The sequence below is a fragment of the Terrisporobacter petrolearius genome (assembly GCF_020748185.1).
In the GTDB taxonomy this organism is placed as follows: domain Bacteria; phylum Bacillota; class Clostridia; order Peptostreptococcales; family Peptostreptococcaceae; genus Terrisporobacter; species Terrisporobacter petrolearius.
The window spans coordinates 1-216 of record NZ_JAHZMO010000262.1 but is presented as its reverse complement, the minus strand read 5'-3'; the positions used below and the strand labels follow the sequence as shown (position 1 = coordinate 216).

Sequence of the window (216 nt, the reverse complement as noted above, 5' to 3'; positions counted from 1 at the left end):
AAGAGAGCTTGATTGCAAGACATACAGGTCGAGCAAGGACGAAAGTCGGACTTAGTGATCCGGTGGTACCGCATGGAAGGGCCATCGCCCAACGGATAAAAGCTACCCTGGGGATAACAGGCTGATCTCCCCCAAGAGTCCACATCGACGGGGAGGTTTGGCACCTCGATGTCGGCTCATCACATCCTGGGGCTGTAGTAGGTCCCAAGGGTTGGG

1 rRNA gene is annotated in these 216 nt (G+C 56.0%); it reads left to right on the top strand.

Going from position 1 to position 216, the window contains the following annotated elements:
- A 23S ribosomal RNA gene (locus tag K0040_RS20570) occupies positions 1 to 216 on the top strand; the annotation flags it as partial.